Below are 17,779 nucleotides of genomic sequence, written 5' to 3'. Positions count from 1 at the left end.
GAAGCGTCTATCGCCGGCGCGCAGCAACGGCCCTGGTCGGCAGCGCCGGCAATTCCTCCATCACCCGGCTCAACGGAAAGATGGCGATCGCCTCGGTGCCTTCGCGCAGTTTGGAATGCAGTTCGAACTCGCCGCCATGCATGGCGAGCAGGCTTTGGACGATCGGCAGGCCAAGCCCGGTGCCTTGCTCGGCGCTCTTGATGGCGATGGAGCCCTGGCCGAAGGCGGACAGCACGACCGGAATCTCGTCTTCCGGAATGCCGGGCCCATTGTCTTTGACGGAGAAGTATTGGCCGCCGCCCGCCGTCCAGCCGACGCGCACGCGGATCTCGCCGCCAGTTCCGGTGAACTTGATGGCGTTCGACAAAAGATTGAGCGCGATCTGTCGCACCGCGCGTTCGTCGGCGAACAGGCGCGGCAAGGCGTTTTCGAAATCCTGGACGATGCGGATGTCCTTGTTGCGCGCCTTCAGCTCCATCATGTGACAGCAATCCTCGACGACGGAAAGCAGCAGCATCGGCTCTTCGTTGAGCTGGTAGCGGCCCGCTTCGATGCGCGACAGGTCGAGGATTTCGTTGATCAGGTCGAGCAGGTGCTGGCCAGAGTCATGGACGTCGCGAGCATAGTCGCGATAGGTCGGATTGCTCATCGGTCCGAGCACCTCGTTCGCCATCACCTCGGAGAAACCGAGAATGGCGTTGAGCGGCGTCCGCAACTCATGACTCATCGAGGCCAAAAACCGCGACTTTGCCAGGTTGGCGTCCTCCGCCCGTCGGCGCGCTTCGTCCGACATCGATTTCGCCGTGTCCAATTCGGCAATCAGCGCGTCCTTTTCGGAGCGGAACGAGAGCAGCATCAAGGACGAGCGATTGAGGCGGCGCGCCACATAGGCGAAGAAGGGCAGCGCGACAATCAGCAACCCGGCCATGATCAACTCGACCGGCATCCACTGCCTGGCGCCGGCATAGGCATAGGCGGCCACCGGAACGGCGAAAGTCGCCAGCAACGCACCGCGCAACGATGACGCTGTGATCGCCGTCGCCGCCATGGCAAGCAGCAGCACCACACCCTTGATCAACTGGAACTGGTCGACCTGGCAGGTGTCGCAACCGAGCCAGGCAAACCAGGCCCAGCCCAGGCCGCAAAGGAAATGGCCTATCAGGAAATCACGGTGCGTTTGCAGCGGGTTGAGTTCGGCAGCTTCCGTTCGGTCGACGCGCCTCGCCATGAACACGACGATGGCGTAGCAGATGAGTATAAGAAGCGCCCAGACGCCAATTGCCTTTCCGACGCCAGCAAACAGACCGGTCGCGGCGGTCGCCAGGACGAGAAGCGGAACTATGATCGCGCCGCCTATCATCGCACGGGCGTGGAGTTTCAAAAGCTCCCGGTCGAAATCAGGATTTCCGGCCTGCTGCGAAAGACGGTCGCGCGTCTTGCGCACCGCGCGCGCCACATCGCTGTTGCGATGGGGTTTCCGGCGGTCCACAATAAACTTGTCCGCTGTGGTCGAACGTTGCGAGGGCATGGAGACTTCAATTTATGCGGGCAGCGGTTTCAAATTGTTAAGCTACGTTCGAATGATTAACCAACGGTTTGCCATATGAGCCGTTCGTGGTCGCGGCGGCCGGGACTGCGATACGTCCCGCCGCGGCCGCGAAGCCTTTGGCGCCGGCTGGTGGACTACGCACTGGCCATGCTTGTCCTCGGTTTGCTGATCCTTCTGGCGGCGCGCCTTGATCGGATCGAGACGCGCAAGGCTGAGGGTGCCGCCGTCGTCAATGACGGCGATACGATCACGCTCGGTTCCGAGCGTATCCGCATGCGCGGCATTGATGCGCCAGAATATTCGCAGATCTGCCGCAAGGACGGCGCCGGCTATCCCTGCGGCAAGCTGGCGCGGCAGTCGCTGGTACGTCTGATAGCAGGCAAACCCGTCTCCTGCACCGGCTGGCAGCGCGACCGATACCGCCGGCTGCTCGGCGATTGCAACGCCGGCGGCAGGGATCTCAACCGCGCCCAGGTCGAGGCCGGCTGGGCAGTTGCCTATGGCGATTTTGAAACCGAGGAGGCCGCTGCCCGATCAGGCAAGGCCGGCATCTGGGCCGGCACTTTCGACGAGCCGCACGACTGGCGCGAGAGCCGCGATCACGAAGTGGTCGAAAGAAAGCACGGTCGCTTGGCTTCGATCGGCGATGGCTTGCGAGAAATTTTTCGCTTCTGGTGATGGTCAACCCTATAGTGTTGCAACAGAGCGAGGTGCGTCCAGTCGGACGACACAAGCCATGCGCTGAGATTTTTTTAATCTTCGCGTCGTGCTTTCCGGCAATCGATTCCGGCCGTCGGGCCGGTGCGAAAGGAGGATGGATGAAACTCTTCGACGGCGGCCGGGCGCCCAATCCACGGCGGGTTCGCGTCTTCCTCGCTGAAAAGGGGCTTGAGGTTCCGCTGGTGCCCGTCGACATGGGAGCGCTGGAGCACAAAGAGCAGCCGGTCAGTTTGCGCAACCCGCTGCAGCGCCTGCCGGTGCTCGAACTCGACGACGGCACCGTCATCACCGAATCCGTCGCCATCTGCCGCTATTTCGAGGAACTGCACCCGGAACCGGCGTTGTTCGGCCGCGGCGCGCTCGGCAAAGCGCTGGTCGAGATGTGGCAGAGACGGATGGAGCTCAACTTGCTCAATTGCGTCAGCGCTGCGTTCCGACACGTCCATCCGGCGATGAAGGAATGGGAGATCCCGCAAATTCCCGAATGGGGCGAGGCCAACAAGCCGAAAGCCGTTGCATTCCTGAAACTGCTCGACGACGAACTGGCGAACCGCGAATTCGTTGCCGGCGACGCCTATTCGATCGCCGACATCACCGGGCTGATCGCCATCGACTTCATGAAGCCGGCGCGTATCAAGGTGCCGGAAGACTGTGCCAACGTGCTGCGCTGGCATCAGGCGATCTCCAGCCGGCCGAGCGCCGCCGCCTGAGAATGGCCCCAGGCATGAGTGAAGAGCTGGAAAACTTCGCGGCGAGGGTGCGCGCCTGCCGAATCTGCGTCGAAAACCCGGTCGGCCGGCCGCTGCCGCATGAGCCGCGCCCGGTGCTCAGGCCGTCGTCGAGCGCCCGTATCCTGATTGCCAGCCAGGCACCGGGCACCAAGGTGCATATGTCAGGCATGCCGTTCACCGACGCCTCCGGCGATCGGTTGCGGGACTGGCTGGGCGTCAGCAGCGAAGAATTCTACGACACGACAAAATTCGCCATCGTGCCGATGGGCTTTTGCTTTCCCGGCCAGGATGCCAAGGGCGGCGACCTGCCGCCGCGCCGCGAATGTGCAGCGGCCTGGCGTGCGCCGCTGATGGCGCTGATGCCGCATATCGATCTGGTGCTGACGATCGGCATCTATGCGCAATCCTGGCACATGGGCGCCGCGCGCCGGCCCTCGCTGACCGAGACGGTGATGGATTGGCGCACCATCTGGGATGCGCCCACCATCCCGAAAGTGCTGCCGCTACCGCATCCGTCGTGGCGCAACACCGGCTGGCTGAAGCGCAATCCGTGGTTTGAAATGGATTTGCTGCCGTTTCTGAGATCGGAAATCCGCTATCGCCTCGGCTGACGCGCAAGCAAGAAATCACTCGCTTTTGCGCCATCTGACAGAATTTCTTTCTTGTGAATAGCCCAAATAAGAAGGACTATAGCCAATCTATTCCTGATCTATCCCGTGGGAGCACCCAAATGGACCGCCTTGACAGAAAAATCCTCCGCCTCTTGCAGGAGGACGCGACGCTCGCGGTCGCCGATGTCGCCAAGAAAGTCGGACTGTCGACCACGCCCTGCTGGCGGCGCATCCAGAAGCTCGAGGAGGAAGGCGTCATCAAGCGGCGCGTCGCCATCCTCGATCATGAAAAGGTCAATGTGCGTGTCACCGTGTTCGTGTCGATCCGCACCAATTCGCACAGCCATGAGTGGCTGCGGCGCTTTTCGGAGGTCATCCAGGAATTTCCGGAAGTGGTCGAGTTCTACCGGATGAGCGGCGACGTCGACTATCTCTTGCGCGTGGTGGTGCCCGACATCGCTGCTTACGACGCCTTCTACAAGCGGCTGATCGCCAAGATCGAGATCCGCGACGTCTCGTCGTCGTTTGCCATGGAACAGATCAAATACACGACAGAAATGCCGCTCGACTACATGGTTCTGGACAAGGAATCGGGCGCCAACGCGGCCTGAGGAGTTTTCGCTTAGTTCTTCTTTTTGTTGAGGGAACTCCATGGCGAGTTTGCCGGTAGCGTGATCGTGTCCGGCACGAGATCGACATCCGTCACCTCCGCCTTGCGTACGGTGTAACCCGACTGGATCACGCTGACACCGTCGAGGATGAAGAGCTGACTTTTCTCCATGCCCGGCTCCAGCGCGCCGGTCACGGCAACCGGCTGATAGGCTTGCGACATTATGTAGGGGCGGGCGGGCGTGACGAGGACGATCTGATTGGGCGGTGGCGTCGGCATGTGGCTGCACGCCCCTGTCCACGGCACCAGCAGGAACTGATAGACGAGATCGCCGTCGCGATCGAGCGGCAGCGCGTAGCCCGCCAGTTGGATGGCCTTGTCTCGCAAATTGACAGACAGCGTCTCGCCACGGTCAGGCATTTTTGCCGCGACCATCGGCAATCCGACACTTTCGGCAGCGGGCTGGGTCGCCGGGCGCAGGTCCTTCCAGAATATGCGCGCCGTTTCGGCGGAAGCGCTGCCCGCCACTATGGAAATCAGCACGGCCGCCAGCGCCGCTGTCGATTTGAAACGATTGCTCACCGTGTGCTCTCCATTTGACAGGAGTAAAGCTGCCGTCGCCGACAGCGTCAACGTTCGAGCCGCATCACATGCCGGCGCGAGCCGGCCATGCCGATCTCGTGGAATCCGCGGGCCACGAACTTCTCTCGAAAGCCCATGAAACGGTAGCTCGGCGATGCCTGGTCGACCGGATAGGCCTCGATGGTCCTGGCGCCTTTGGCGAAGGCGTGATCGATGGCCGCGTCAAGCAGGGCGCTTGCCAGTCCACGGCCGCGCGACGCCCTCGGCACATAGAAGCAAACGATCGACCAGACGCCTGCCTCGCTGTCGTCCTGCTCCTGCGACAGCTTGCGATAGGTCTCGCGTGGCGCCACGGAGCACCAGCCGACGCTCTTGCCTTCGGCATGGGCGACGATACCGACCGGCGTGCCGGCTTCGATGAGCGCCATCATGGCCCGTCTCCTCTCATCGTTGGACGCATGCTCGCGGTTTTCGAGGTGGCGCCAGGCCATGCACCAGCAATATTTCGGGCCGCCAGGCTGCTCGAACAGGTTCTCGAAATCGGCGCACGTGGATCGCGTCACCTCGGTGAAGCGGATCTGGCTCCGGTCAGCCTTTCCTGGCGAGCCGCTCGAGCGTCTTGGCATCGGAAAGCTCCCGTGCAGCGTCCTTGCCGATCCAGCGCGCCGTCTTGTCGGTCGAACCGGCAAGCTTCTGTGCCAAGGCAAGGGCAGCGCCGTGCAAATTCACCGATCGCTTGCCGATAGAGCGAAGCGCCCAGTTCACCGCCTTCTTCACAAAGTTGCGGCCATCGGCGGCGTGCGCTTCGATGATCGGCAGGAAGTCGAGGAAGGTCGCCTCTGGCTCCTTCTTCCGGTGGACGACCGACCAGGCCATCATGGCAAAAGCCGTGCGTCGAACGAACTCGCGTTCGTCGGCCGCGAACTCTTCTATCAGCTCCTTCCAGCAATCTGTATCGACAAAGAGGTCGGAGACGCCGTCGACGATATCCCACGAGTCGAAAGTCGCCGCCCATCGTCTTGCATCCGCAGCAGAAAACCGCTTCGGATCGGCTGTGACGGAAGCGATGAACTGCGCTTCCATTATGCCCGACTGCCATAGTTCGAAGGCACGCTCATGGTTGCGCTTGATTTTCTTGGCAATCTGCCTCTGCACGCCATGCGAGATTCCGAGCGCACGTTCGATCTTGATGCCGTAGCCCAGCATGCCAAGGCGGTTCTCCTGCGAGCCGATCGAGCGCAGATGGGCGACAATCTCCTCGGCGCTGGAGTGAGGCGAAAGCTCGGCCACGACAAAACCTACTTCTCCAATCGCGCCAGCAGCGAAGACGTGTCCCAGCGTTTGCCGCCCATCCCCTGCACATCCTTGTAGAACTGGTCGACAAGTGCCGTCACCGGCAGCTTGGCGCCATTGCGGTCGGCCTCCGCCAGGCAGATGCCGAGATCCTTGCGCATCCAGTCGACGGCGAAGCCGAAATCATATTTGCCGGCATTCATCGTCTTGTGGCGGTTCTCCATCTGCCATGAGCCGGCCGCGCCCTTGGAGATCACCTCGATGACCTTTTCGATGTCGAGCCCGGCCTTCTTGCCGAAATGAATGCCTTCGGCCAGCCCTTGGACAAGGCCGGCGATGCAGATCTGGTTGATCATCTTGGTGAGTTGGCCGGAGCCGGCCGGGCCCATCAGCCCGACCATGCGGGCATAGGCATCGATGACAGGCTTCGCCTGCTCGAAGGCTTTCTGCTCGCCGCCGACCATGACGGTCAGGATGCCGTTTTCGGCGCCGGCCTGACCGCCGGAGACCGGTGCGTCGAGGAACGAAAAACCGCGAACTTGCGCCTTCTCCGCCAGTTCGCGCGCGACTTCAGCCGAGGCCGTGGTGTTGTCGATGAAGATGGCTCCCTTCTCCATCGACTGGAACGCACCCTCGGCTCCGATCGTCACCGCGCGCAAATCATCGTCATTGCCAACGCAGCAAAAGACAAAGTCCTTGCCGTCGGCGGCCTCAGCCGGCGTGTCGGCAACACTGCCGCCATGCTGGGCAACCCATTGCTCGGCCTTTGCCTTGGTGCGGTTGTAGACGGCGACGTCGTGGCCGCCCTTGTTCCGGAGATGTCCGGCCATTGGATAGCCCATGACGCCAAGACCGAGAAATGCCACCGATGCCATGTTTTCGAATCCCTTCAATCCTGTTTTCCGGCCTTCTTAGCGGATCAGGCAAAGCTATGGGAGTCAGCGGTGCAGATGTATGGTAATGCGCCGTTCTATCCACTCGACCGCGTGGCGGAGTATCTCGACAATGGTCAGATAGATGATCGCCGCCCAGACATAGGACTGGAAGTCGAAAGTGCGCGAATAGGTGAGCTTGGTGATGCCCATCAGATCATAGACGGTGATGATGGCTACGATCGCCGAGCCCTTGATCATCAGGATGATCTCGTTGCCGTAGGGACGCAGCGCCACGATCAGTGCCTGCGGCAGGATGATCTTCCACATCGTCTGCAATTTGTGCAGGCCGAGCGAGGCGGCGCCCTCCCACTGGCCTCTGGGCACGCTCTCGATCGCGCCGCGCAGGATTTCAGCCTGATAGGCGGCAGTATTGAGCGAGAAGGCGAAGATTGCGCAGTTGAACGCCTCCCGGAAAAAACCCCAGAGGCCAATCATATCGAGCTGCGGCCGGAACGAGCCTACGCCGTAATAGACAAGGAAGGTCTGGGCCAGCAGCGGCGTGCCGCGGAAGAAATAGACATAGGCGTAGGCAAGACCTGAAAGAAACCGGTTTTTCGACATGCGGGCATAGGCGATCGGCACCGACAGGACCGCGCCAAGCACGATCGAGATGGCGACCAGCAAAAGCGTCACACCTAGCCCCGTCACATAGGATGGCGCATATTTCGCGAACAGCTCGCCGTTCCAGGCGACGATGAGGTACGCAGCAATCCCGGCGAGAAAAGCTATCCACATACAGACCAGCGCGTAGCCGAGAATACGTTGGCGCGGCCAGCCGTGCGGAATTGCTGGCGGTTTTTCGACCTTCCTCGCCACGTCGGCTGCTGCCGCACTCATCGCTGCACCTGCTGGCGGCCGACCGCACGTTCGATCGCATTGATGCCGAAGGACGATATGATGGCGAGGAGCAGATAAATAAGCGCGGCAACACCGAAAAACAGGAAGGCGTGCTTGGTGACGCGGGCGGCGACGCCTGCTTGCCGCAATATGTCGGTAAGACCGATGGCGGAAACCAGGGCGGTATCCTTGAGAAGGATGAGCCACAGATTGGCAAGACCCGGCAGCGCGATACGGATAAGCTGCGGCAGCACCACAAGGCGCATCGTGTGCCAGCCAGACAGGCCAACCGAATAGCCGCCCTCATACTGTCCCTTCGGGATGGCGCGGAATGCCGAGAGGAAGACCTCGCTGGCGTAGGACGAGAAGACGACGCCGAGCGCGATCATGCCGGAAACAAAAGCATTCACTTCGACCGCGGCGGTCGGGTCATACAGGCGCATCAATTGCTGAATGCCGATTTGCGCGCCGTAAAAGATCATGAACAGGGTCAGCAACTCAGGCAATCCACGAAAGATCGTGGTGTAGATATTGCCGGCCAGCCGCAGCGACGGCTCGTTGGATTGCTTGGCCAGCGCAACCAGAAAGCCGATCACCAGACCGAGAGGCAGGGTCGCGGCTGCAAGCGAAACGGTGATGAAAACACCATAGGCGATGTCGTCGAGCCAGCCTTCGGGTCCCCAACTGAGCAGCGTCCAAACGCTTTGCATCCGCCTGCCTGTTCTCCTCTATGCTTTTTTTGAGAGCGCGGCGTCAGCCCCGGCGCGCCGCGCCTTGCGCAAACGGCGGGGATGTCCCGCCGTTCGCCGTCAACCCGGAAGGATCAGGACTCGCCGCCGTAGACGTCGTACTTGAAGTACTTGTCGTTGATTTCCTTGTACTTTCCGTTGGCGCGGATGGCGTCGATCGCCTTATTGAACTGATTGACCAACGCGGTATCGCCCTTGCGTACCGCGATGCCCGCGCCCGGACCATGTATCTCGATGTCGGGCGTGATCGCGCCGATCAGCTTGCAGCAGGCGCCGTCCGGCGTGGCAAGCCAGCCTTCGATGACAGTGATGTCGTCGTTGACCGCATCAACGCGGCCATTGGCGAGATCGAGCTGGTATTCCTGCGCGGTCGGGTACGGCTTGATTGTGCTGTCGGCATAAGTCTTGGTTGAATAATTGAAGTGGGTGGTGGACGCCTGCACGCCGATCGTCTTGCCGGCCAGGTCCTCTTTCGTCACGCCTTTGATATCGCTCTCCTTGGGCGCGGCGATCGCCGGCGGCGTGTTGTAGTATTTGTTGGTGAAGTCGACCTTCTCGGCACGCTCCGGCGTAATCGACATCGAGGCAACGATGGCGTCGAACTTGCCGGCCTGAAGCGCCGGGATGATGCCGTCCCAATCCTGCGCGACGAACGTGCACGTCACCTTCATCTCGTCGCAAAGCGCCTTGGCGATATCGATGTCGAAGCCCACGAGCTGGCCATCAGCAGTCAGGTTGTTGAACGGCGGATAGGCTCCCTCCGAGCCGATCCTCAAGGTTTTCTCCTGAGCCTGGGCAACGCCCAATGTCAGCAGCGCCGCCGATGCGGCGAGCGCTATACGCAGTGCAGTACGCATGATAGTCCTCTCTGTATGTCCCCGGCCGTCGTTCTAAACGGCTCTGTGGGCGGTTCTGTTGACCGCCCGCTGGCGCGATACTCCCATTCTTTCCCAAGAAAAAGCAACTGTAAAACCGTTGCTTGCGGGTTTCGCATTGCCGGACAATGCTGACGTTGCGGCAGGCAAACAACCGAGGAAAACAGGGGGGCAACGAGGAAACAGGGGGCGGCCGATGCTTCTTCGGCAGTACCCTCAGCGCGTCAAACCTGTCGCGCGCTCGATGAAGTCGGCTATCGATCTGGTGTCGTCGAGATCGAAGACAGGCAGGCTTTCGTCGGCTATGGCGAAGTCGGCGGCGATGGCGACGATGTGCGGATCATTTGCCGAAAGCGGGGCCCAGTCCTTGGCCTCCATCCGCCGCGTCTCGATCTTGCTGTGCGCCTCGCGCTTGTAGCCTTCGACCAGCACGATGTCGGCGGTGCCGAGCCGCGACAGGATCGCATCCAGCGTCGGCTCGTCCTCGCCGCGCAATTCATGCATCAGCGCCCAGCGCCTGTCCGACACGATGGCGACTTCAGTGGCCCCGGCCTGCCTATGGCGAAAACTGTCCGCCCCCGGTTTGTCGATGTCGAAGGCATGATGGGCGTGTTTTACCGTCGAGACTTTCCAGCCACGCCGGACGAGTTCGGCGACCAGCTTTTCGGTCAGTGTCGTCTTGCCGGAATTCTTCCAGCCGGTGATACCGAAGACGCGTCTCATCATGGCTTCATGCTCTGCAACAGACCCTCGACACGGACAAGGTCACTCGTGGCGAACGGCAAGCCTATATGCCGTCCGGCGCCATATCAGGTCCAGCGCTTTCGGCGGCTGTCTTGCGCCGGCCGACGATCCGTTCGCGGTAAAGTGCGTAGAGGCCGGAGCAGACGATGATGCTGGCGCCGAGGATCATCGGCAGGTCGGGAACGTCGCCGAAGATGAACAGGCCAAGCAGGATCGACCAGAGCAGGGCCGTGTAGCGGAACGGCGCGATGAACGAGATGTCGCCCACCCGCATCGCCATGATGATGAACTGGTAGCCGATGACCACGAGCACTGCCGCCAATGCCAGGAACGCCGTGCTTTCCCCCGTCATCGGTGTCCACCCGCCCATCGGCAAAAGCAGCGCCGCGCCGAGCATTGTCATGGCGAGTGCCGTGGTGGTCGACACCAGCAATGTCGGAATGGCTTGCGGTATCCGCTTGGTGGCGAGATCACGCACCGCACAACAGGCGACACAGGCCAGCGCCAGCAGCGAATAGATGCTGAACCCCTCGAAGCCGGGCCGCACGATGATCAGCACGCCGGCAAAGCCGATGGCGATAGCCAGCCAGCGCCGCCAGCCGACGCCTTCCTTGAACACAAGTGCTGCGCCCATCGTCACCGCCAGCGGCAGCGCCTGCAGCACGGCCGAGACATTGGCAATCGGCAGATGGGCAAGGGCGATGAGAAACGACGCGGTAGCGCCGGCTTCGCCGATCACGCGTATCGCCACCATCGGCTGCAGCATCGAGCCGGGCACGGCAAGCGCACCGCGTTGCCAGGCAAGCAGGCCTACGAAAAGCGAAGCGAAGGCGCCGCGGATCAGCATGACCTGCGCCATGTTCATGGATTCCGACGCGACTTTGGTGATCGCGTCGTTGAGAGTGAAACCACTCATCGCCACCACCATGAACAGTGCACCGCGAAGATTTGGGGAAAAAAGCAAAGGCGTTACCACTGTGGTCCTGCATCAAGCCTCTACCAGCCGGCGGCAAGACAGCAACGTCAAAGGGCTGGTCCACGGCCTTCGGAGGCTCGTTACAACCTCCTCGCAAGAGCGGCTGGATCTATTGCGGCGGTGCGACCAAAAAGGATCAGCCGCCGGTGACGCTCATGTGCCGCGATACCGATGGACGGTTGGTGCGGCGGTCGATGATGAAATCATGGCCCTTCGGCTTGCGGCCAATGGCTTCGTCGATGGCGTCGGCGACCAGTTCGTTGCCTTCGGATGCACGCAACGGTGCGCGCAGGTCGGCGGCATCTTCCTGGCCGAGGCACATATAGAGCGTGCCGGTGCAGGTCAGCCGGACGCGGTTGCAGCTTTCGCAAAAATTATGCGTCATCGGCGTGATGAAGCCGAGCCTGCCACCGGTCTCGGCGACGTGGACGTAGCGGGCCGGGCCACCGGTCTTGTAGGGGATGTCGGTCAGCGTGAACTGCCGCTCGAGTGCTGCGCGCAGCAGCGACAGCGGCAGATACTGGTCGGTGCGGTCGGCGTCGATCTCGCCCATCGGCATGGTTTCGATGACGGTCAACTCCATGCCGCGGCCGTGCGCCCAGCGCAGCATCTCGGGCAGTTCGGCGTCATTGAAATCCTTCAGCGCCACCGCATTGAGCTTCACCTTCAGTCCCGCTGCCTGCGCGGCTTCGATGCCATCCATGACCTTGTCGAGATTGCCCCAGCGGGTAATCTGACGGAATTTTTCCGGATCCAGCGTGTCCAGCGAGACGTTGATGCGCTTGACCCCGCAATCGGCGAGTTCAGCGGCAAAGCGCGAAAGCTGCGAGCCGTTGGTGGTCAGCGTCAATTCTTCCAGAGCGCCGCTTTCGAGATGACGCGAAATCTGACGCACAAGATGCATGATGTTCTTGCGCACCATCGGCTCGCCGCCGGTAAGACGCAGTTTCCTGACGCCCTTTTCGATGAAAACCGTGCATAGCCGGTCGAGTTCTTCCAGCGACAGCAAATCCTTCTTGGGAAGGAACGCCATGTCCTCGGCCATGCAATAGGTGCAGCGGAAGTCGCAGCGGTCGGTGACCGAAACGCGCAGATAGCTGATCGTGCGACCAAAAGGATCGATCATGTCCATGCTGGTGCGTTTCCCGTGGTTGCGAACGGCATCGTTATATATGGCTATGTGATACGATCCAACCTGCCATTCAAGACAAGAAGTTTCGATCCTGGGCAACATCGCGCCGACGGATCGCGTCGGAAGTTTCGAAGCGGCCTTTTCCCGCTGCGCGAAGCGGCGTAGGGAAAGGACAGATGATGCGGAACCTATCACCATGACGGCGCCGAAGGAACTCAGGGTCTCGAAGGACCGCAGGCTGCTAACCGTGACGTTCCCTGGCCATCAGCCGTTCGAGCTGCCGGCGGAGCTGCTGCGGGTGGCCTCGCCATCCGCCGAAGTGCAGGGCCATTCGCCCGAACAGCGCGTGACCGTTCCTGGCAAGCGCAACGTTGCCATCCTGAAGATCGAACCGGTCGGCAACTATGCCGTCCGCATCACCTTCGACGATTTCCACGATACCGGCATCTTCACCTGGAACTACCTGCATACGCTGGGTCATGAGAAGGACGCACGCTGGGCCGCCTATCTCGCCGAGCTGGAAGAGAAGGGGCTGAGCCGCGATCGTTGAATGGTTCGGGCGGGACGCTCCGGTCAACGCAGGATCGCCAGTATTTCGCTGGTGTCGTAATAAAACGGCGTGCCTTCGATCAGCCGGTCATCCTTGAAGCGCAAGACTTCGGCAAATGGCTGTTTGATGGTTGCACCATTGGCCCGCGATGTCAGTGCAAGTGTGCAGCTCATGAATACCATGTCATCGTTTTGGGCGGCCTGAAGGCTTTCCACGGTCACGTCGCTCCAGATTTCCCGCATCTTGCGAAAAAGGGCGCCAACGCCGTCGAGGCCATTCCAGTCGCCGGCATAGGGCAGGGACTGCGGCTCATGCACGACAACTTCCGCGTGAAACGCGCTGGCAAGGATATCGAGGCTCTCCGACCCTGATTGCAGGAAGCGCATCTCAGCCTCGAACATATTTTCGAGAAGTTCCAAGGCGGTACGTCGCCGATCGAAGGGTTTATCCATTTTCCGTCTCCGTTTCAGGATCGTGCTATCAACGTGGCTTACCCTTTAATATTGGGGGTTCGACACCCGTTTCCAGACGGTCGAAATGAGGTGCAGCACGTGTCGTCAAGACGTCACGGAATTGGAGTAGCGGCTGCGGATGCTCGGAGGCGAAAACATGTCCGTGATCACCACGGTCGAACAGCTCGAAGCGCTCTATGGGCTGCCCGGCGAGACGTCGCTGGTCAAGGAACTCGACCATGTCATTCCCGAATACGCCGCCTTCATCGAGGCCTCGCCTTTTGCCGCGCTCGCGACCAGCGGGCCGGAAGGGCTGGATTGCTCGCCGCGCGGCGATCTCGCCGGCTTCGTCCGCATCCATGATCCGAAAACCCTGATGATGCCGGACCGGCGCGGCAACAACCGTGCCGATTCGCTAAAAAACATCATTCGCGATCCGCGCGTCGGCCTGTTGTTCCTGGTCCCAGGCTGCGGCACCACGCTGCGCGTCAACGGCCGCGCCCACATCACCACGGATGCCGCGCTGTGTGCCTCGTTCAGCGTCGACGGCCGACCGGCGCGTTCGGTCACGGTCATCGATGTCGATTCGGTATATTTCCAGTGCGCTCGCGCCGTCCATCGGTCGGAACTGTGGAACCCGGCGAGGCATGTCGACCCGAAGTCGCTGCCGACACCCGGAAAGATCCTGGAAATCACCAGCCGGAAAGGCATCGACGGCGAGGCTTACGACAGGGAATGGCCGGAGCGCGCGAAAAAGTCGATGTGGTGAGCGGGGTCACGCTTCCTTGAGCACGTCGGCAATTTTGCGCATCTGCTCGCCGATCATGTCGCATTGCTCCGGCGTCGACTGGCTCATCGCTTTCTCGATCAGCGCCATATGAACCTTCAGCGCCTGCATCAGCAGTTCCGTGCCGGCTTCGGTCAGGGTCAGGCGCAGCACGCGCTTGTCCTTCTGATCGCCTTCGCGGCGCAGCAGGCCGCGTGTCTCGAGTTGCGGCAGCAGCATGGTGATGTTGGAACGGCCGACCAGCAGCCGGCGGGCGAGATCGTGCTGCGACATGCCGGGATGGCGGTAAAGATTCATCAGCACGTCGAGCTGCGCCGGCTTCAGGTCCAGCGGCGCAAGCTTCACTGCCAGCGTGCGTTCCAGGACATGGCAGGCGCGCGCCACCGCGACCCAGTTGCGAAAACGCGGGTTGTCCCAGGGCAGCTCTTGTTTAATGTTCATGTTTGAACTATTATGTTCACGCTTGAACGAATGGATGGATCGCCACTATGGCATCATTTGGATTGAAGGTCATCCAGGGCGTGTTTGCCGCCGCCGAACATGTGGCTCCCCGCCTTACCGGGCGCGCGGCGTTCGAACTGTTCTGCCGCACGCCGAACGCCAAAATTCTCAGCGACGGCGAGCGACGCGCCGTCGACCGCGCCGCCGGCTTCATGGCCGAGGCGCGCCATCATCGGCTGAAGACCAAAAACGGCTGCGTCATGGTGCATGAATTCAGGCCAGAGCCGGGCAGGCGGGCCGCCGGCACGGTGCTCGTCATCCATGGCTGGCGTTCGCGCACCGAATATATGCGCACGCTGATCGAAGCCTATCGTGACGCCGGTTACAAGGTTGTCTCGCTCGACCTGCCGGGCCACGGCCAATCGCAGGGCCGCCGGCTGACATTGGTCAGCGCTGTCGAGGCCGCTCGGCTGACCGGCGAGTGGTTCGGCCCGTTCGTGGCGGTCGTCGGCCATTCCTTCGGCGGCGCCGTCGCCGCCAATGCCGTCGCCGGTTCGGTCAAGGCCATTCCGCCGCTGCGGGCCGGGCGGCTGGTGCTGATCGCGGCGCCGAGCTCACTGCCTGCGATCTTCAACGATTTCAGCCGCATGCTCAGTGTCGGCCCACGCTCGCAGGCCGCCATGGCCGACCGGGTCGAACGCATCGCCGGGCGACCGCTGCACGAATTCACCGGCGACCGTCAGCTTGCCGGCACGCCGGTGCCAACGCTGGTCATCCATGCGCCGGACGACCGCGAAGTGTCCGCCGACCATGCAAGGCTCTATGCCGGCGCCGGCGACCATGTGCGGCTGTACTGGGCCGACGGGCTCGGCCACCGCCGCATCCTCGCCGACAAGGGCGTGGTCGAGCGTGCGGTCGGCTTCGTTGCCGAACACCGGCAGCCGGTATCGCTGCATTAAACACCGGCGGCTTCGACCTGCGTGTCAAAAGTCGACCGCTTCAAGGAAGAGCGATTCGAGGAAGAGCGCTTCCTTGCAACCGAATGCGGCTGGTCGAGTTGATTCCCATCGCCGGCGGCGTCATCGCCCGGCCTCAGTGCTATTCGCTGGAGCCGGAACGGAGCCGATTCGCTTCGGCTGCCACCGTTGTGAAACCGTTCTGCAACAGAGACGTTCTGAAATTTATGAAAGCTTAACGAAATCAGTATGAATCGGTGTAGTCGCGCCCTACATCCATGATGCGGTGGGCGAGACCGTCAAGCGATGCGGAACGGGAGCCGGCTGCAGCCGGAGCGGGTGATTCCATGAAATTCCTCGGAAACAAGGCAACCGTGATGCCGCTTGCGGCGGTCGCGGCAATGCTGGCCTTCGGCGTGCCGCAGGCAGACGCGCAAGGGTTTTTCGAGAGACTCTTCGGCGGTGGTGTCAGGCATTCGCCGCGAGGCGATTTCCCCCTGCCGCCGTCGAGGCAGAGGCTGAAATACAAGCCATATGCCACGGCGCCCGCTGCCTCTCGTATCCGCAGCCCGTCCTATTACACCTACAAGAGCGACCCGCTCGTGCGCGTCGACTTCTCGACGCTGACGGCAGCGCCGGAGCCGGCAATGCCGCAGGACGCCGCGTTCCAGCCGTCGTCCGCCACCGGCGCTGCCTTCCGCGAAGCGATTGCCGGACTCCACGATTACGAGCTCTACGCCGAGAAGGACATCGCCAAGGCACTCGTCGCCTATTACGCGGCCAATCCGGATTTCGTCTGGGTGACGGGAGCCAATGCCAACAGTCGCGCGCAAGATGCGGTGCGGGTGCTTGGCGAGGCGACCAGCTATGGCCTCATGCCGGCCGACTATACGGTTGAAGTGCCTGCCGCCGGCGCATCGACCGGCAGCGCCGATGCGCGGCTCAAGCAGCTCGTCCGCTTCGAGATGGCGCTGTCAGCGCGCGTCTTGCGCTATGTCCGCGACGCGCATAGTGGCCGCGTCGATCCCAATCGCATCACCGGCTACTATGATTTCCCGGCCAAGCCGCTCGACATGGAAGGCGTGCTGAAAACGCTGACGCGCACCCAGCAAGTGCGCACCTATCTCGAATCACGGCATCCGCAGAACGCCGAATACCAGGCGCTGCGCGTCGAACTGGAATCACTTCAGGCCAGCGCCGACGACGAGATCGTCGTCGATCCCAAGCTGTTGCTGAAGCCGGAAGAGAGCAGCCCCGAACTGCCGAAGCTTCTGGCGAAGATCGCGCGCAATCTCGACGACGAGATGGGCGGCGCCTATGGCGAGATATTGGCCAGGCTCGCCACCAGCGAGGTCTATGATCCGGAACTGGTGCCGGTCATCAAGGCGGTCCAGAAAAAGGCTGGCATGAAGGGCGACGGCGTCATCGGTCCGCGCACCGTCGCGGCGCTGGTCGGGACGTCCAAAGCCGACAAGATTCAAAAGGTGCAGGTCGCGCTGGAAGAGTTGCGCTGGCTGCCATCCGATCTCGGCAGCCCGCGTGTCTTCATCAACCAGCCGGCGTTTACCGCGACCTATATCGAAAATGGCGAGGAGAAGCTGAAGACCCGCGTCGTCATCGGCAAGACCACCAACCAGACTTCCTTCTTCTACGATCAACTCGAGCAGGTCGACTTCCATCCCTATTGGGGCGTGCCGCAGTCGATCCTCGTCAACGAGATGCTGCCCCGGCTGCGCAGGGATCCCGGCTATCTCGACCGCGCCGGCTACGAAGTGGTCAATGCGCGCGGCAAACGCATTCCGTCCTCCTCGGTCAATTGGGGCGCCTATGGCGCAAAAATACCTTATGGCGTGCGCCAGCTGCCGAGCGAGGCCAATGCGCTGGGCGAACTGAAGATCCTGTTCCCCAACAAGCACGCCATCTACATGCACGACACGCCGCAAAAGACGTTTTTCGAGCGTGACATGCGCGCGCTCAGCCATGGCTGCGTTCGCCTGCAGGATCCGCGCGGCATGGCGGCGGCGGTGCTCGGCACCTCGGTCGACGACATCGCGGAGAAGCTGAAGCACGGACATGCGACGGAGAAGGTAGCGCGCAGGATCCCGGTCTATGTCGCCTATTTCACCGCCTGGCCTGATATGTCCGGCAAAGTCGAATATTTCAGCGACGTCTACGACCGCGACACGCGGCTGCAGCAGGCGCTCGACAGCACGGAAGCCGTGCGCTCGCCGGCGAGCTGAGGACGCTAA

21 protein-coding genes are annotated in these 17,779 nt (G+C 61.8%); 8 read left to right on the top strand and 13 right to left on the bottom strand.

Features of this window, described 5'->3' with window-relative positions; genetic code table 11:
• Window positions 1–7: 7 nt before the first annotated feature.
• A complete protein-coding gene (locus AC0L18_RS16075; RefSeq protein ID WP_473493236.1) occupies window positions 8–1,528 on the bottom strand; it encodes an ATP-binding protein in 1,521 nt (506 codons plus the stop codon).
• 75 nt (window positions 1,529–1,603) lie between these two features.
• On the opposite strand from AC0L18_RS16075, the gene AC0L18_RS16070 reads away from it, so the two are divergent.
• From AC0L18_RS16070 to AC0L18_RS16055, 4 genes are all read left to right on the top strand, one after another.
• Window positions 1,604–2,227: a thermonuclease family protein gene (locus AC0L18_RS16070; RefSeq protein WP_473493235.1), complete on the top strand. Its 624-nt coding sequence runs from the start codon at window positions 1,604–1,606 to the stop codon at window positions 2,225–2,227.
• Between the two features lie 140 nt (window positions 2,228–2,367).
• Window positions 2,368–2,979 carry a glutathione S-transferase gene (locus AC0L18_RS16065; RefSeq protein ID WP_473493234.1) on the top strand — a complete coding sequence of 204 codons (612 nt, stop codon included), beginning with the start codon at window positions 2,368–2,370 and terminating at the stop codon, window positions 2,977–2,979.
• A 14-nt stretch (window positions 2,980–2,993) separates the two neighbouring features.
• Complete coding sequence (locus AC0L18_RS16060; protein ID WP_473493233.1) at window positions 2,994–3,611, top strand: uracil-DNA glycosylase family protein; 618 nt, start codon at window positions 2,994–2,996, stop codon at window positions 3,609–3,611.
• Between the two features lie 119 nt (window positions 3,612–3,730).
• Window positions 3,731–4,222: an Lrp/AsnC family transcriptional regulator gene (locus AC0L18_RS16055; RefSeq protein WP_006333679.1), complete on the top strand. Its 492-nt coding sequence runs from the start codon at window positions 3,731–3,733 to the stop codon at window positions 4,220–4,222.
• A gap of 11 nt (window positions 4,223–4,233) precedes the next feature.
• Here the strand turns inward: AC0L18_RS16055 and AC0L18_RS16050 are convergent, their stop codons facing one another.
• The 10 genes from AC0L18_RS16050 to moaA all read right to left on the bottom strand — a co-directional run bounded on the left by AC0L18_RS16050 (window position 4,234) and on the right by moaA (window position 12,344).
• Window positions 4,234–4,803, bottom strand: coding sequence for a DUF3299 domain-containing protein (locus AC0L18_RS16050; protein ID WP_473493272.1), 570 nt, complete (start codon window positions 4,801–4,803; stop codon window positions 4,234–4,236).
• A gap of 47 nt (window positions 4,804–4,850) precedes the next feature.
• Window positions 4,851–5,429, bottom strand: coding sequence for a GNAT family N-acetyltransferase (locus tag AC0L18_RS16045; RefSeq protein ID WP_473493232.1), 579 nt, complete (start codon window positions 5,427–5,429; stop codon window positions 4,851–4,853).
• A complete protein-coding gene (locus AC0L18_RS16040; protein ID WP_473493231.1) occupies window positions 5,392–6,093 on the bottom strand; it encodes a DNA alkylation repair protein in 702 nt (233 codons plus the stop codon). Before AC0L18_RS16040 ends, AC0L18_RS16045 begins: the two co-directional genes overlap by 38 nt.
• A gap of 8 nt (window positions 6,094–6,101) precedes the next feature.
• Window positions 6,102–6,971 (bottom strand): NAD(P)-dependent oxidoreductase, encoded by an 870-nt coding sequence (locus AC0L18_RS16035; protein ID WP_473493271.1) that lies wholly within the window; start codon window positions 6,969–6,971, stop codon window positions 6,102–6,104.
• 63 nt (window positions 6,972–7,034) lie between these two features.
• Complete coding sequence (locus tag AC0L18_RS16030; RefSeq protein ID WP_473493230.1) at window positions 7,035–7,868, bottom strand: ABC transporter permease; 834 nt, start codon at window positions 7,866–7,868, stop codon at window positions 7,035–7,037.
• Window positions 7,865–8,578, bottom strand: a complete 714-nt coding sequence (locus AC0L18_RS16025; RefSeq protein WP_287176821.1) for an ABC transporter permease — start codon at window positions 8,576–8,578, stop codon at window positions 7,865–7,867. Before AC0L18_RS16025 ends, AC0L18_RS16030 begins: the two co-directional genes overlap by 4 nt.
• 113 nt (window positions 8,579–8,691) lie before the next feature.
• The gene (locus AC0L18_RS16020; protein ID WP_473493229.1) at window positions 8,692–9,474 is read right to left on the bottom strand and encodes an ABC transporter substrate-binding protein; all 783 of its coding nucleotides are present in this window, start codon (window positions 9,472–9,474) and stop codon (window positions 8,692–8,694) included.
• A gap of 234 nt (window positions 9,475–9,708) precedes the next feature.
• A complete protein-coding gene (gene mobB, locus AC0L18_RS16015) occupies window positions 9,709–10,218 on the bottom strand; it encodes a molybdopterin-guanine dinucleotide biosynthesis protein B (protein WP_473493228.1) in 510 nt (169 codons plus the stop codon).
• Window positions 10,219–10,279: 61 nt separating this feature from the next.
• The gene (locus AC0L18_RS16010) at window positions 10,280–11,200 is read right to left on the bottom strand and encodes a DMT family transporter (protein WP_473493227.1); all 921 of its coding nucleotides are present in this window, start codon (window positions 11,198–11,200) and stop codon (window positions 10,280–10,282) included.
• 148 nt (window positions 11,201–11,348) lie between these two features.
• The gene (moaA, locus tag AC0L18_RS16005; RefSeq protein ID WP_473493226.1) at window positions 11,349–12,344 is read right to left on the bottom strand and encodes a GTP 3',8-cyclase MoaA; all 996 of its coding nucleotides are present in this window, start codon (window positions 12,342–12,344) and stop codon (window positions 11,349–11,351) included.
• A 196-nt stretch (window positions 12,345–12,540) separates the two neighbouring features.
• Between moaA and AC0L18_RS16000 the strand changes: the two genes are divergently transcribed.
• Entirely contained in the window at window positions 12,541–12,894 is a 354-nt protein-coding gene (locus AC0L18_RS16000; protein WP_023801862.1) for a gamma-butyrobetaine hydroxylase family protein, read from the top strand.
• 23 nt (window positions 12,895–12,917) lie between these two features.
• Here the strand turns inward: AC0L18_RS16000 and AC0L18_RS15995 are convergent, their stop codons facing one another.
• On the bottom strand, window positions 12,918–13,280 hold the full coding sequence (locus tag AC0L18_RS15995; RefSeq protein ID WP_287227961.1) for a nuclear transport factor 2 family protein: 363 nt from the start codon (window positions 13,278–13,280) through the stop codon (window positions 12,918–12,920).
• Between the two features lie 223 nt (window positions 13,281–13,503).
• On the opposite strand from AC0L18_RS15995, the gene AC0L18_RS15990 reads away from it, so the two are divergent.
• On the top strand, window positions 13,504–14,115 hold the full coding sequence (locus AC0L18_RS15990) for a pyridoxamine 5'-phosphate oxidase family protein (RefSeq protein WP_091591738.1): 612 nt from the start codon (window positions 13,504–13,506) through the stop codon (window positions 14,113–14,115).
• A 6-nt stretch (window positions 14,116–14,121) separates the two neighbouring features.
• Here AC0L18_RS15990 and AC0L18_RS15985 read toward each other — a convergent pair whose 3' ends face one another.
• Complete coding sequence (locus AC0L18_RS15985; protein WP_091590958.1) at window positions 14,122–14,574, bottom strand: MarR family winged helix-turn-helix transcriptional regulator; 453 nt, start codon at window positions 14,572–14,574, stop codon at window positions 14,122–14,124.
• A gap of 47 nt (window positions 14,575–14,621) precedes the next feature.
• On the opposite strand from AC0L18_RS15985, the gene AC0L18_RS15980 reads away from it, so the two are divergent.
• On the top strand, window positions 14,622–15,533 hold the full coding sequence (locus AC0L18_RS15980) for an alpha/beta hydrolase (RefSeq protein ID WP_473493225.1): 912 nt from the start codon (window positions 14,622–14,624) through the stop codon (window positions 15,531–15,533).
• A 344-nt stretch (window positions 15,534–15,877) separates the two neighbouring features.
• Window positions 15,878–17,770: a L,D-transpeptidase family protein gene (locus tag AC0L18_RS15975; protein ID WP_473493224.1), complete on the top strand. Its 1,893-nt coding sequence runs from the start codon at window positions 15,878–15,880 to the stop codon at window positions 17,768–17,770.
• The last annotated feature ends 9 nt before the right edge of the window (window positions 17,771–17,779 follow it).

It is taken from the genome of Mesorhizobium sp. WSM4819 (assembly GCF_055811215.1).
The sequence above is the reverse complement of the archived record's forward strand: the minus strand, read 5'-3'. Positions and strand labels throughout refer to the sequence as shown.

Excerpts from the sequence above, each read along its gene's own strand:
- AC0L18_RS15995 (WP_287227961.1), bottom strand. The coding sequence starts at position 13,280 with ATGCGCTTCCTGCAATCAGGGTCGGAGAGCCTCGATATCCTTGCCAGC.
- AC0L18_RS16030 (WP_473493230.1), bottom strand. The coding sequence starts at position 7,868 with ATGAGTGCGGCAGCAGCCGACGTGGCGAGGAAGGTCGAAAAACCGCCA.
- AC0L18_RS16045 (WP_473493232.1), bottom strand. The coding sequence starts at position 5,429 with ATGCCAAGACGCTCGAGCGGCTCGCCAGGAAAGGCTGACCGGAGCCAG.
- moaA (WP_473493226.1), bottom strand. The coding sequence starts at position 12,344 with ATGGACATGATCGATCCTTTTGGTCGCACGATCAGCTATCTGCGCGTT.
- AC0L18_RS16075 (WP_473493236.1), bottom strand. The coding sequence starts at position 1,528 with ATGCCCTCGCAACGTTCGACCACAGCGGACAAGTTTATTGTGGACCGC.
- AC0L18_RS16025 (WP_287176821.1), bottom strand. The coding sequence starts at position 8,578 with ATGCAAAGCGTTTGGACGCTGCTCAGTTGGGGACCCGAAGGCTGGCTC.
- AC0L18_RS16000 (WP_023801862.1), top strand. The coding sequence starts at position 12,541 with ATGACGGCGCCGAAGGAACTCAGGGTCTCGAAGGACCGCAGGCTGCTA.
- AC0L18_RS16065 (WP_473493234.1), top strand. The coding sequence starts at position 2,368 with ATGAAACTCTTCGACGGCGGCCGGGCGCCCAATCCACGGCGGGTTCGC.
- AC0L18_RS16035 (WP_473493271.1), bottom strand. The coding sequence starts at position 6,971 with ATGGCATCGGTGGCATTTCTCGGTCTTGGCGTCATGGGCTATCCAATG.
- mobB (WP_473493228.1), bottom strand. The coding sequence starts at position 10,218 with ATGATGAGACGCGTCTTCGGTATCACCGGCTGGAAGAATTCCGGCAAG.
- AC0L18_RS16020 (WP_473493229.1), bottom strand. The coding sequence starts at position 9,474 with ATGCGTACTGCACTGCGTATAGCGCTCGCCGCATCGGCGGCGCTGCTG.
- AC0L18_RS15975 (WP_473493224.1), top strand. The coding sequence starts at position 15,878 with ATGAAATTCCTCGGAAACAAGGCAACCGTGATGCCGCTTGCGGCGGTC.
- AC0L18_RS16060 (WP_473493233.1), top strand. The coding sequence starts at position 2,994 with ATGAGTGAAGAGCTGGAAAACTTCGCGGCGAGGGTGCGCGCCTGCCGA.
- AC0L18_RS15980 (WP_473493225.1), top strand. The coding sequence starts at position 14,622 with ATGGCATCATTTGGATTGAAGGTCATCCAGGGCGTGTTTGCCGCCGCC.
- AC0L18_RS16055 (WP_006333679.1), top strand. The coding sequence starts at position 3,731 with ATGGACCGCCTTGACAGAAAAATCCTCCGCCTCTTGCAGGAGGACGCG.
- AC0L18_RS16070 (WP_473493235.1), top strand. The coding sequence starts at position 1,604 with ATGAGCCGTTCGTGGTCGCGGCGGCCGGGACTGCGATACGTCCCGCCG.
- AC0L18_RS15990 (WP_091591738.1), top strand. The coding sequence starts at position 13,504 with ATGTCCGTGATCACCACGGTCGAACAGCTCGAAGCGCTCTATGGGCTG.
- AC0L18_RS15985 (WP_091590958.1), bottom strand. The coding sequence starts at position 14,574 with ATGAACATTAAACAAGAGCTGCCCTGGGACAACCCGCGTTTTCGCAAC.